This window comes from Nocardia sp. NPDC004711, assembly GCF_053601595.1.
This window is the reverse complement of the sequence record NZ_JBSGCB010000113.1, coordinates 1-12,200: the sequence shown is the minus strand read 5'-3', so window position 1 is coordinate 12,200 and position 12,200 is coordinate 1. Positions and strand designations below refer to the sequence as shown.

Below are 12,200 nucleotides of genomic sequence, written 5' to 3'. Positions count from 1 at the left end.
TGGCGTTGCCCGACAATGCGTTCGACCTGGTGTTGTCCTCACTGGTCCTGCACTACCTGCGAGAGTGGGAACCCACGCTGCGGGAGTTCCATCGCATGCTGGCCCCCAATGGTCGGGTGGTCGCATCGACCCACCATCCGTTCATGGACATGCGGATCAGCGGCAGCGACGACTACTTCGGCACCTACACCTTCACCGAGGACTGGGTCCGTGATGGCCGGGCGATGAGTATGCGGTTCTGGCACCGGCCGCTGCGCGCCATGCTGGCGGCGTTCGCGGCCTCCGGATTTCGTGTCGAAGACATCAGCGAACCAGCCCCGCAACCCGAAATGGCCGACCGAGCACCAGATGCCTACCGGCATCTCACTCGTCACCCCCAGTTCGTGGTGTTCTCGCTGACTGCCCGCTGACACGCGCGCGGCGCGAGCCGATTCCAGGCGCGATGTCATCACCGCCTCACCCGAACACCCCTACGCCCGCTGGCAACCGGAGCACTCGCTCCCGGTGTCGCAGACCGACCCTCACCCCGGGTGGCCGGTTCGATCGCTGAACTGCGCTCACCGCTGTCGCCGGGCGGCGGGGTCGGTCTGGGCCTGCCAGGCCAGCAGCGCGTCCCTGCCCGGCCGCGCGTACTTCGCCAGCGACCGCACCCAGGTATGCCCGGACAGCGTCATCAGCATCGGCGTGAACGCGCCGTCCTCCGCGGCATGGGTCAACCGGGAGTGCCGCAGCTGATGCAGCGTGAACGGGCCGCCGGTGAACTCCGCGGTGCTCTGCTCGAACAGTTCCGCCGCACGCCGGTACGACAGCCGGCCCCGCCCGCTGCCCGGGTCGGTATCGGCCACCGCCACATGCGGTTTCGCTCGGCGGTCGGTCAGGAACAGCAGGCCGGTGCGGCGCTGCGACTCGTCAGTGCGATGTCAGCAGCTTCTCGTCGCGAAGAATGTCAGTGGAGGTCTGGCAGGGTCGTCGGAGCGAATCATGCCGGCAGCGTCGTTGCCCCGCGAGCGCGCGGAGCGGAGGGTGGCGTCACGACCAAGCCCTCGGAATCAGCCGCGGTGAGTAAGACCTGGGTGTCGCCTCGAGTATTGATATGTGTTCACCCGCTGAACATGACTTTGCAGGGCCTGCCAGCTCACCATGCCACGTAGCACACCGATTGGTCTCGATACCGGGCGGCTTGTAGATGCTATACCCACGAGCCAGTTGATGCCCGTACGATGAAGAACGTTGTGTCCGTTGACTATTCGAGACGGCTTGGACCGGAGGGGGAAGCAGGAATGACTGATGAGGATTTTCGGAAGCAATTGGGGCGGAAAGTAGTAACACGCATTGCCCCGGACGAGCTTCCTCTTTTCGACGTGACCTGGCAAGCCTTGGGCCGCAATCCAGGACGGCGAAGTAAGAGCCGGGAGGAGCCGCTCGGCCTAGGCCTTCCGGAGGTATCGGACCTCTTGGTCACGGCGGTCGTGTCTGGCGTAGTAACCGCTGTTATTGATGACCTGAATGGCGGAATTTCAAGATGGACACGGAGATTCTTTGCTAGGAAGCGGAACCGGTCGACAAACACGCCGGGGAATTCTTCGTCGCCGAATTATCGTGAAGAATTGATCCGCGATTCGGCGAGATCGAAAGCGATAGAGCTTGGAATGAGCGAAGCGAAGGCTGACGCCCTGGTAGATGCTCTAATCAGCGAGTTGGAGACGGGCACCCACGAGCCGTGAAGTCACCGGACCAGACCAGATCGCCATTTTTTCTGATCTCCGCCACAGGGTCAGCATTCTTACTATTAGTAAGTGTCATTTTTTCCTCGACAGCTGGGTGGCATCCAGGAATATTCGACATGCCTTTCCATCGCGGCCACGATGCGCGACCGGGAATACTACTGTGCAGTGTCACCTTGTTATTCGTGGCGGCCATACAATACTGGATCGGACCATCTTGGAGAATTTGGAGGAGAAAGCTGCGATCGGTAGACGCCGTTGCCGTCCCCGGCCTCGGCACCACACTCCGGCAGCTCGCTAATGAATACACCCCCAACAGCAGTGTGTATTTCCTGTTGGATATTGTAAATCCTGCAATCAGCGGACTGGCTTTTGGAGGTATTAGGCGTAGTTATATCGTTCTGAGCCGAGGCCTGATAGGTCTCTTTGAGAATGATCGAGAGAAATTCGAAGCAGTAGTTCTGCACGAATTGGCCCATGTGCGCAACCGGGATTTGGGCATCACGTCGTTCACTCTTGCGTTATGGCGGTCATTTGTCATTGTCGTGATACTTCCCAGGCTTTTGATGGATTTTCCGTTCGGCGTTCTACTCGGGGGTATCCCAACGCAGGTCATCGAACGAGCTACTCCTGGACCTTTCTGGCCCGTAGCACCGTGGATTCTGGCGGCTCAGACTATAGGTTTGGCCATTCTTGCCGGGGTAACGCGCTACTCGGTCCTTCGGTCTCGTGAATTGTACGCGGACGCCCGAGTCGTGGAGTGGCGTCAAGATTGCATGCCACTTCGTGAATTGTTTGAATCGGTCAGACAAACTAGGCGACTGTCTCCGATGGAGATCTTACGCAAAAGCCATCCAAGCGCGACAGTACGAGTTGCTGCATTGAGCAATGTTAGCCCGCTGATCCAACCAGGGCTGTTGTTTTCAGTTGTCCTTGGAGCTTGTTTTTCTTTTGCGATGGACCCCGCTACATCAGCAACAGCGATTGACCGGAATGATCAATTCTATTGGCCCGCCGAGCTTTTCGCGCTGGTATTGGCCGTCGCGCTCAGTCTGCGCGCACTAAGATGGTCAGTCTTCGCTCGAAGCACCGGCGATTATTCATACCATACCCATATGCCGGATCGGGCTGGCGATAGGTCTTCCGCTCGGTGCAGCCTTAGCGCCTAGTAGACTTCTGGACCACCTAGTCGTGGGGTTCCCTGCGTTTCCCGTGTATGTGCAACTAGTTGGCCTATTGACTCTTTCGGCAATAGGGTGGCTCCTAGGATTCTGGGTGGAATGGGCTGTAGATTCTTGGTCTTTCAAGGTTGCATATTCAGCGAATCCTGCTCGCGCGGCGATAGCTCCTGTCGCCACGGTAGCAATAACAGTGCTCTTATTTGCACGAGGTGCTTACCGTGTTGACTACATGGCGATAGCCGCATATTCGGGACAAATAGTTGCGATAAAACCCGTAATACTTACTTCGCCAATAGAATTGTTAATGGGAGTCCCGCAACTAATGTGGGACAACTTCTGGGGTACGGTTGTGCCGCCCCTCCTCGGTATCTTGCTGATCCTAATCCTTCCCTTGTGTAGAAGATTAGCGTCAGGATGGCACTTTTGGGCAGGCGGCATATTCTCGGCAGAGAGAATTCTTGTAGCGGTGTTAATTGCCGGTCCAGTTCTTGGTGTACTTACTGCCGCGCGAGTCACCGGAGGCGAATTACTTGCATTTCATAATGAACCCAACCCCGGGGACATTGCGATCGTAAATGCGATACCTGCATTCTTTGGAGGTGCCGCGGCCGGGGTTGTCTCGCATTTGAATCGAGCGTCTCCGATCGTGACTGGCGTGGTGGCATCGATGCTCGCCGGGCTGGCTATAATGGGACTGATTACTCTACTTGTTGGCTTCGATCTAGGGTTTATGATGGTGCTACTTGGAAATGCCGTCATATCCGGTCTTTCTTCGAGCCTCATTATTGCCGCCGGCCTCCGGATTCGTATCCTTCTGGCGCAACGCAAGTCGAAACAGATTCAAAACAAATGAGATAGGTGCTGTGAATCTGCATGCGAGTCGGTCTCGCGGACGGGCGCCGCTGCTGGGCGGGTAGGGTGAAAACTCCGGAAAACCCCTGTGGCTCGGGCCGTGCACTAGCGTGGCCCGGCATGCGAATCTTCGAGATCACCGACGGCGAGTTGATCGAATCCATTGAGGCGCAGGCGAAAGCGGCCGGGATCGCCGAAGCGGCGATCGTGTCCCTGATCGGCGCGGCCGATTCCTTCGCCGCGTCCACCATGCCCCCCACGACGCGAAACAAGACGTGATCAGCGGCTGCCGCATTCCCGGAGAAATGCACGGCTGCGGGGAGATCCGCAACGGCAAGGCCCACATCCACGCCACCTTCGCCGTCCAGGGCGACCACGCCATCGCCGGGCACGTCCACTCCGCCGAGATCGGCACTCACTTCGCCCGCGCCTACATCCTGCCCGCCGACTAGCCGCTGGACTTCGTCACGAGAAATGTCAGTAAACCGCCGCGCACCGCCGCGGTGATCGTGGTCCAATGCCATCGAGAGCTGTCAGTGAGGCTCGCCGGTGTTCCGTGCGGGCCAACGAGGTTCGAAAGGACCGTAGCGATGGTCGAGGCGAGCGTGCGCGCGCTGCGGCGCGCCGCAGCGCACCGACTGACGGTCCTGGATCAGGCCGACGAGCTGACCAGCGAACACGTCCGGCTCACCGCGCACACCATCGGCGTCACCGAGCGCACCGTGTGGCGGTGGGTGCAGGCTGGACGCACGCCACCGGAACCGGCCGCGCCGCCGCGCGGCCGGTTCCAGATCGACGCCGATCTGCGTGTGCGCCTGGCGTATTGGCGTGGCAACGCCTCGGCCCTGCATCGCGAGTTGCTCGAGCACGCCCGCGACGGCGGCCCACCCGCACCGAGCCTGGCGACCTTGCACCGCGCGATCCGCTCGGATGTGCCGCCCGGCGACCTGGCCGGACTGCGGCACGGCGAGCGAGCACGCCGCAAGTTCGACGTCTTCCTCAAACGCCCTCCCACCCACCGCAACGCCGCCTGGGAATCCGACCATGTCGAAGCTCCGGTGCAGGTCCACGTGGACGGAATCCTGGTCAAACCGTGGGTCACCTGGTTCGTCGACGCCATGCACGACGTCATCCTCGGCGCGGCGATCACCCCACACGCCCCCAACCGCGCCAGCATCCTCGCCGCGCTACGCGCCGCCGTGCTGCGGCGGCCGCCGTTCGGACCGGCCGGAGGGCTCCCCGGTGTGGTGCGCATCGACCAGGGCAAGGACTTCCTGTCCCGCACCGTGGCCGAGGCGTTGGGTGCGTTCGCGGTCCGGGTCATCGATTTACCCGGGTACACCCCGTATCTGAAAGGCACGGTGGAGATGGTCAACGGCGCGGTCGAGGAGATGCTCTTCGCCCGACTCCCGTGCTACACCCACCGCCAAACCCAACTCAATGGCGCCCCAGTCGATCCCGACCAGCCCGCCCTCACCTTCGAAGCCTTTGTCGCTGAGGTACTGGACTGGATCGACGAGTGGAACACCAAACATCCGATCGACCGGCTCGACGGTCTGTCGCCGCTGGAGTCATGGCTCGAGGATCCCACCCCGGTGCACGACATCGGGGAGAGCCAACTGTGGATGTTCACCCTCGAAGACGACCGCGCGCGCCGCAAGATCACCACCAAGGGCGTCGGATTCGGCCGCGGCCGCCACTACGTCGCCGACTGGATGGTCGGACGCGTCGGCACCACGGTCCGCATCCGCTACATGCCCCACCACAGCACCGAGATCGAGGTGTTCGACGCCGAAACCGGCGTCCACCTGGGCACCGCCGAACTCGCCGACCAAGCCTCACCCGACACCCGCACCGCGGTCCGACGCGCCCGCGACCGCAAGGCCGCACGGCTGCGCACCGAACTCGCCGCCGCCGAACGCAAGCGTCGCAGCCGGTACGCGGCGGTGACCGTGCCGGAACCGGCGAAGCGGCTCGACACCATGACCCATGCCGAGGCCACCGCAGAACTGGCCGCCGAACAGGTCGCCGACATGGCACGGTACGCGCGCCCCGACCTGATCCCGCTGTCCCCGCCACCAGCGGGCTGGGTGCGCCCCATCGACCTGGACGAGCTGGCGCGCCGCGCAGAAAGGCACCACGGTGACGCCGATACCCCGTAACCCCGGACCCGAAGTCACCGACACCCAAGCCGATCACTTCCTCGCACTCCCCGGGGCCCATATCGTGGCCACCGAAGCGCTGATGCTGACCAAGGACAACATCGCCGACGTCATCGACGCGAAAGCGATGATGTGTGTCCACGGCGATGCCGGGCTGGGAAAGACGTTCAGCGTCAACGCTTCTCTGCGCGAACTGGCCCGCGACATGGTGTGCCGAGTGCAATTCCGGGCGCGACCCACCCCGAGGGATATCCGCCATACTTTGTTCGACGCGCTCGGTGTCGGCGGGACGCCGCCACTGCGGCCGATCGAGTTCGACAAGCTCCTCAAAGACGTGTTGTCCGAGAAGTTCAGGGTCTTGGTCTGCGATGAGGCGCAGTGGCTCTCGCGGGAGTGTTTCGAATATTGGCGTCATTTATGGGATGACCGGCGCACCGACATCGCGATCGTGTTCGTCGGTGGTGGTGACTGCTACCGAGTGCTTTCGCGCGAGCCGATGCTGAGTTCGAGAGTGTATGTCTGGCAAGAGTTCCGGCGCATGACCCCCGAGCAGGTACTACGAGTGATCCCTGCCTTCCATCCGGTGTGGGAGAACGCCACCCCCGAGATTATCGCGTTCGCCGACGCACACGCCGGGCACGGCAACTTCCGGTCCTGGGCGGCGGTGACCGCCCACACCGTGCGCGCACTGACTCGGCTGGACCGAAAGCAGGTCGACCGGGAGGTTTTGGGCTGGGTGTTCTCCAAACTGTCCGGCCGCACCGAATGACCCTCGCCGACACCGGAGGGCCGGTCACCGTGCTGCTGGACCCCTCCGACGACGTCACCATCACCCGCGGGCTGCTCGACGCACACGACCCGGTCGCAGGCGTGGTCGTGGTCCATCCGACCCCCGGACCCAGCGGCGTCAGCGCGCTTGGCGCGGATGTGGTTGCCGCGCTGGGACGTTCGGTCACCCGGCTGACCAACGAACGCGTCAGCGCAGGAGACGCCGTCTGGCACGCACTGGCGGCCTGGTTGATCGCCGACCAGATCGCCCACCTGGTCGTGCTACGCGCCCACCGACTCCGCGCTCCGCAGCGCGCCCGATTGCTGCAACTGCGCTGGCTCACCGGCGTCCATCTGGTGCTCGTCTGGCACGCGTGCAACGCCGACACCGCCACCGAACTGGACCTGATCGGGATTCCCCACCAGGTCAGTGCCGACCTGACCGGGCTGCTCGACGTACTCAAGCCCCGCCGTCGGCATCGGCCCTGGCTGGTCACCGACCACGGCGACCTCCCGAGAGTGCCGTGGGTGGACTTGGCCGAATTCCGCGCCACAGCGGCCCGCAGCCTCGAGCACCGGCAATTCCAGCGCATCGACACCGTCTACCTCCACAGCATGCACACGGTGTGCCACGCCCTCGCCGACCACGAAGGCGCCTCAGCCAGCAACCACGACCATTACATCGAGCCCGCATGGCGCGAGCGCGCCGATCTCGGCGATGACCGCCCACACCTCGGCCGACTGCGCCGACGCCGCCCACACGGACCCGTGCACGACTTCCTCGCCGAGCACGTAGCCTCCGGCGACGAATCTCCCCGATTCACCGACCTGCAATGGCTGCGCCGGACCCTGAGCGTGCTGATCGCCGACAGCCCCGGACCCAACTACACGATCACCCGGCTGCGTGGCGCGCAAGCCGCGTTCTGGCTGCACGGCTGGTACCTGGAGCTACGCAACCTGCCGTGCGCGGTCGGTCCCGGGCTGACCACCATCCCGTTCACCGCCGAACTGGCCGCCCAGATCCGGGCCGGACTGGCCAGCACGGTCCGCGCCGCCGCCGTCGCGGTCACCGCGTTCACCGGAGCGCTACCGGGGGAACTGACGACCTTGCGCGGCGACCACATGGCCGAGGACGGCTCCTGGATGGCCAGCGGGCCACAGGGCCAGCGCGTCTTCGCGGTGCCGACGCACGCCCGGCCCTTGCTGTCGGCCGCGCGTACCTACCTCCATCTCACCGACCCGCAGACCAAGGGCCTGCTCATCGACAGCACGGGAGCCTACGGTCGCACCGTGCGCGCCTCCGCCGACGCCTGCGCAATCCTGCTGCCGGCCCGCCATCCGTACGACCACACCTGGGTAGCCAACGCCGCCGCCTACCGCCACTGGCCGCGACTACGCCCCGACGATGACGCCGACCTGCGCTACGCGCTGACACTCCAAGAGCACCCGAGCACCGCACCACACGAAACCCGCCGCCCACCGGCCACCGAACAGGAAGTCCCGGTCCTGCGGCGGACACGCAGAGCTCGCGCTGCCCACGCACATCGGCCGGTCCCTTTCGAGCTTCGTTTCGACGAACGGAAGGGGCGGAAATCGTGATAGGTCCAGGGACGAATAGGGGAGGATGGGTTCGCTCTCGTCCTGCGGCAGCCCGAGTATGCTCGGGCCTTGGAGCCCCGAACGATCGCACGGCCATCCTCAAGTGGACCGGATCGCCGGGGTTTCGCCATGAGGGCCCTCGGCCCCGGTAAACAGCGAGAACCTGCGCTTATCGGCGGTCAGACAGGAAACGCCAGCTCAGCGCCATCACGCGGGCAATCCGACGTCCGCTGACATCCGCGATGACGAATCCCGCACCCACCTTCCCGAGCTGGAAAACCGCAGGTCGCGACCACCCGTTTACTGACATGCCAGTGACGAGAACTACTGACATTCACTGACGAATCCGCAGGTCAGCGCACTGACATTCGGGTGACGAATCGCAGGTCAGCGCACTGACATTTTCGTGTCGCCTCTCACACCTCTCAGCATCTTGGATGTCAATCTTGATTGACGCGCCCAGTTTTCGTAATCGGTTCAGGTTAGCGTCCGATAAGGCGCATTAACGGAAGGGAAATGTGCCGAAGACCATGTCAGGGCAAGAATTTGGGGTACTATTTCGGCGTTGACGTGGTCGAACCGCCGGAGCCCGGCGCGGGGCTGCACCACACCAGCCGCACCCCCGGGGGATCCGGCCGTCACGTGGCGGCAGGCCTCCGGTGGTGTGGCGAGACCTTCGAAGGGAACCGCATGAGCGCCATCGGGGAGACCGCGCCGCATCTCGACCGCCCGGACCCGCGCGTCCTGGGCCTCAGCTGGGACGCGGGCACCGTCCGCCTGGTGCTGGACAGGGAACTGGTGCCGACCCCGTCGCCGGAGGTGGCGGCCTGGCTCGCCGCCCGGGCCCGCGTCTGCCTGCACGCCGCGCTCGAGGCGGACCCCACGGCCACCGCCGGCGGTTTCGCCCGCGAGCTGCTGACCGGCGATCCTCACCCCCGGCTCACCGAGGACGAGTACCGGGCCCTCACCGGCGCCGGTGCCGCCCTGGGGAAGGGTTCGCCCGCGGTCGGTGCCCCGCATGCGGGGGAGCGATCGTGAGGACCGACGAGAAGGTGGGGGACTGGCCGACCACGAACTCGCCCGATAGCAGCAACCACCTGTTCCGGAAGGATCCGCCGATGTCTCGCGCGACCCCGCTCGACGGCGAAGCCGTCATCCACACCACCTGGCCCCTGCAGGGCCCCTACACGGCCGAGGCGCTGGGCCAGCTGATGGCCGCCCTGGACGAAGGGCTGCGCTACGCCAACCACGCCACCATCAGCAATCCGCTGCGCACGCTGCCCGAACCGGGCGACGGCGCCCGGGTGGTCCGCCGTTTCGCCGGCGCGGTCGACAAGATGCCGCAACTGGTCGAACAGTTCGCCCGGTGGGCCGACACGATCGCCGGGGGCCCGCGTGTGCGCACCGGCGCCACGGACGGAACGACCGCGCAGACCCACGCCGCCACGGCGGCGGCCGCGCTGCGCGAGGCCGCGCCCGCCCTGGCCGCGCTGCAACGGCAGCTGTCCATCGCGGGGTCCGCGCTCGACCAAGGCCTGCACTTCGACGGCGACGACCAGGACGACGAGCCGCTGAGCTGGGAGCAGATCAAGGCGCACCGTCCCAGCCCCGAGGAGCGCGATGCCCGCCGCGAAGATCTGCTGCGGCGGGCGCGGCTGGTGCGGGAGTCCGGATTCGACGATTACCGCTACAACTGGTCGAGCGAGGAGGTTGCACAGGTCGCCTACCTGCTGCGGGATCAGGACGAGCTCACCTCGACGGGCGAAACGACCGCCACCGTGCTGGGCACCCTCGCCGCCGACCTGTTCGGGTACCGCGACGGCCGCGCCGATATCGAAGCCGGTCACCCCGAAACCCTGCGGTGGCTCGAGGAGCTGCGCCGGGAACTCGAACGATGAACCGGCCCACCGCCGCCCGGCGGGGTCATCGTCGCACCGAGGGCCCACCGCTGCATGTGGTGCCCGACGTCGCGGAGCCCGAGGACGACGAGCTCGACGCCCGGGTCGCCGCCTACGCCGCGGCCGCCGACGCCGACAACACGGTGCGCACCTACACCTGGGCGTGGAACCGCTTCGATCGGTGGTGCGACGAGCACGGCCACACCGCGCTGCCAGCGAGCACCCGCGTCATCAACCGGTTCCTGGTCACCGCCGCCGACGACCCCGACCGCCCGGCGTCGCGAAGCTCGCTCGAGGTGCTGCGCGCCGCGATCGCGTGGAAGCACGCCCAGGCCGGACTCCCGGATCCGACCATGGACGCCCGCGCGCGCACCGTGCGCCGCGGCATCAACAAGTCCCGCGTCGAGGCGGGCGAGACCGACAACCAGGCCCCGGCCGCCGTGGCCGCCGACGTCGAGGCCATGGTCGACGCCGCCCGGGCCGGTGCGGGCACCTGGCGTCGGCAGGTCGCCGCGCGCCGCGACATTGCGCTGATCCTGCTCACCTACAACTTCGGCCGCCGCCGCAGCGAAGCCGCCGGACTCAAGCTCGGCGACCTGAACATCGTCGAGGACAACCCCGAACACCAGCCGCGACTGCGAATCCGGTTGCGCGGCGGCAAAACCCACCAGGACAGCACCGAATACGTCTACCGGCCGCGCAGCACCCGCAACGGCCGCTACTGCACCTGGTGCGCGCTGGCCCGCTGGATCGCGGTACTCAACGCCGCCGACGCCGCCGCCGTCACCGCCCGCGGGCGCGACGCGGACGCGGTCACCGATGCGGTGTCCATCGCCGTGCAACAGTTGCTGCGCCGCGACACCGGCGATCCGGCCGAACACTGCTGCGACGGGGACACCTGGCTGACCGGACGGGCGCGCGCGTACCTGTTCCGGGCCGTGTCCAACGGCGGGCTTCCCCACGCTCCCGACGCCGCGCTCTCGGGCCGGTCGGTGGACACCATCGTGCGGCAGCGCGCCCTCGCCGCCGGGATCGGGCCCCGCCGCGGGCACAGCCTGCGCGCCGGCGTGGCCACCCAGATGTTCGACGACGGCGCCACGGTCGAGGAGGTCATGGCGCTGCTCGGGCACAAGCGCCCCGAGACGTCCCTGCGCTACGACCGCCGCCGCGCCCAGCGCAGCGCCGACGTCGACACCGGGTTATGACCGGCATATCGGTTGCCCCGGTGCGGATTCCGGGCCTGCGAGGTGAGCAGGCGCGGGAGTGGCGGCAGTTCGCGTGCCGGGCGGCGGCCGCGGAACTGCCCGCGCTGCCGACCACAACCGACACCGTGCTGGCCTACCTCGCCGAGAACCCGGGCACCCCGGCCACCCAGCGCGGCCGCGTCAGCGCCCTCGACGCAGCCCACAAGGCCAAGCAAATGCCAATTCCGGGTGCCGCCGAAGCGGTACGCCGCGCGCTCAATCCCGGCCGCCGCAACGCCTGGCGGGCCTGCGTACGCACGCGGACGCGCTCATCGCACGGCTGCCGGTCACCGGCTGGCCCGACGCGCTGACCGGCCGCCGCGACGCGGTCGTCCTGCTGCTGGTGGCGCGAGACTGGTGACGTCGCAAACCCGATAACTGGAGGAGCCCGCAGACCGGCGAAGGGTCCGACAGGTTCCTGAGCGTGTCAGTCGAGGTGAAAGCGGCCCATCGCCACGGTGGGCTGCTGGTGCTGGCACCGACCCCTGCACGCCACGCGGATAGCGGTGGCGTAATGCGAGGTCGGTGCGGGCCCTGTGCCAGGCCGAGATCACCCTCACCCCGCATCTACGGTCAGGGTGAGCAAGCGGCCTGGCATCGGCGTTACCGGCTGTGTTGGGATGAGGACGCCCCCCGATCCGTGGACCCTGCGCACGTTCACCCCGAACAGTCGATATGCCGACGTGCGGGAATTCTCCCTATTCGCCGATGCGGTCACCCTGATCTTCGACGAGCCGGAAACGGCCACCTGGTGACCTCACCGGCAGCGCGC

At 66.0% G+C, this 12,200-nt stretch carries 15 protein-coding genes; 14 read left to right on the top strand and 1 reads right to left on the bottom strand.

Annotated features, from left to right (window positions below; translation table 11 throughout):
* On the top strand, positions 1 to 410 hold a 410-nt coding region (locus ACWEKS_RS47280; RefSeq protein WP_452346241.1), incomplete at its 5' end, for a class I SAM-dependent methyltransferase.
* A 147-nt stretch (positions 411 to 557) separates the two neighbouring features.
* Here the strand turns inward: ACWEKS_RS47280 and ACWEKS_RS47275 are convergent.
* Positions 558 to 845: a hypothetical protein gene (locus ACWEKS_RS47275; protein WP_452346240.1), complete on the bottom strand. Its 288-nt coding sequence runs from the start codon at positions 843 to 845 to the stop codon at positions 558 to 560.
* A 435-nt stretch (positions 846 to 1,280) separates the two neighbouring features.
* Between ACWEKS_RS47275 and ACWEKS_RS47270 the strand changes: the two genes are divergently transcribed.
* The 13 genes from ACWEKS_RS47270 (at position 1,281) to ACWEKS_RS47210 (ending at position 12,183) form a co-directional block, all read left to right on the top strand.
* Positions 1,281 to 1,724, top strand: coding sequence for a hypothetical protein (locus ACWEKS_RS47270; protein WP_452346239.1), 444 nt, complete (start codon positions 1,281 to 1,283; stop codon positions 1,722 to 1,724).
* Between the two features lie 119 nt (positions 1,725 to 1,843).
* Positions 1,844 to 2,893, top strand: a complete 1,050-nt coding sequence (locus tag ACWEKS_RS47265; protein WP_452346238.1) for a M48 family metalloprotease — start codon at positions 1,844 to 1,846, stop codon at positions 2,891 to 2,893.
* Between the two features lie 106 nt (positions 2,894 to 2,999).
* Entirely contained in the window at positions 3,000 to 3,758 is a 759-nt protein-coding gene (locus ACWEKS_RS47260; protein ID WP_452346237.1) for a hypothetical protein, read from the top strand.
* A 119-nt stretch (positions 3,759 to 3,877) separates the two neighbouring features.
* Positions 3,878 to 4,036 (top strand): hypothetical protein, encoded by a 159-nt coding sequence (locus ACWEKS_RS47255; protein ID WP_452346236.1) that lies wholly within the window; start codon positions 3,878 to 3,880, stop codon positions 4,034 to 4,036.
* Positions 4,033 to 4,209 carry a hypothetical protein gene (locus tag ACWEKS_RS47250; protein ID WP_452346235.1) on the top strand — a complete coding sequence of 59 codons (177 nt, stop codon included), beginning with the start codon at positions 4,033 to 4,035 and terminating at the stop codon, positions 4,207 to 4,209. The genes ACWEKS_RS47255 and ACWEKS_RS47250 overlap by 4 nt, the downstream gene beginning before the upstream one ends.
* A 138-nt stretch (positions 4,210 to 4,347) precedes the next feature.
* Entirely contained in the window at positions 4,348 to 5,919 is a 1,572-nt protein-coding gene (locus tag ACWEKS_RS47245) for a Mu transposase C-terminal domain-containing protein (protein WP_452346234.1), read from the top strand.
* 64 nt (positions 5,920 to 5,983) lie between these two features.
* Complete coding sequence (locus tag ACWEKS_RS47240; RefSeq protein WP_452346233.1) at positions 5,984 to 6,688, top strand: AAA family ATPase; 705 nt, start codon at positions 5,984 to 5,986, stop codon at positions 6,686 to 6,688.
* Positions 6,685 to 8,286 (top strand): hypothetical protein, encoded by a 1,602-nt coding sequence (locus ACWEKS_RS47235; protein ID WP_452346232.1) that lies wholly within the window; start codon positions 6,685 to 6,687, stop codon positions 8,284 to 8,286. Before ACWEKS_RS47240 ends, ACWEKS_RS47235 begins: the two co-directional genes overlap by 4 nt.
* A 690-nt stretch (positions 8,287 to 8,976) precedes the next feature.
* On the top strand, positions 8,977 to 9,324 hold the full coding sequence (locus tag ACWEKS_RS47230) for a hypothetical protein (protein ID WP_452346231.1): 348 nt from the start codon (positions 8,977 to 8,979) through the stop codon (positions 9,322 to 9,324).
* A gap of 80 nt (positions 9,325 to 9,404) precedes the next feature.
* Complete coding sequence (locus tag ACWEKS_RS47225) at positions 9,405 to 10,184, top strand: hypothetical protein (protein WP_452346230.1); 780 nt, start codon at positions 9,405 to 9,407, stop codon at positions 10,182 to 10,184.
* Positions 10,181 to 11,389 (top strand): tyrosine-type recombinase/integrase, encoded by a 1,209-nt coding sequence (locus tag ACWEKS_RS47220; RefSeq protein WP_452346229.1) that lies wholly within the window; start codon positions 10,181 to 10,183, stop codon positions 11,387 to 11,389. The genes ACWEKS_RS47225 and ACWEKS_RS47220 overlap by 4 nt, the downstream gene beginning before the upstream one ends.
* A complete protein-coding gene (locus ACWEKS_RS47215) occupies positions 11,386 to 11,739 on the top strand; it encodes a hypothetical protein (protein ID WP_452346228.1) in 354 nt (117 codons plus the stop codon). Before ACWEKS_RS47220 ends, ACWEKS_RS47215 begins: the two co-directional genes overlap by 4 nt.
* 309 nt (positions 11,740 to 12,048) lie before the next feature.
* Positions 12,049 to 12,183, top strand: coding sequence for a hypothetical protein (locus tag ACWEKS_RS47210; protein WP_452346227.1), 135 nt, complete (start codon positions 12,049 to 12,051; stop codon positions 12,181 to 12,183).
* Positions 12,184 to 12,200 lie beyond the last annotated feature (17 nt).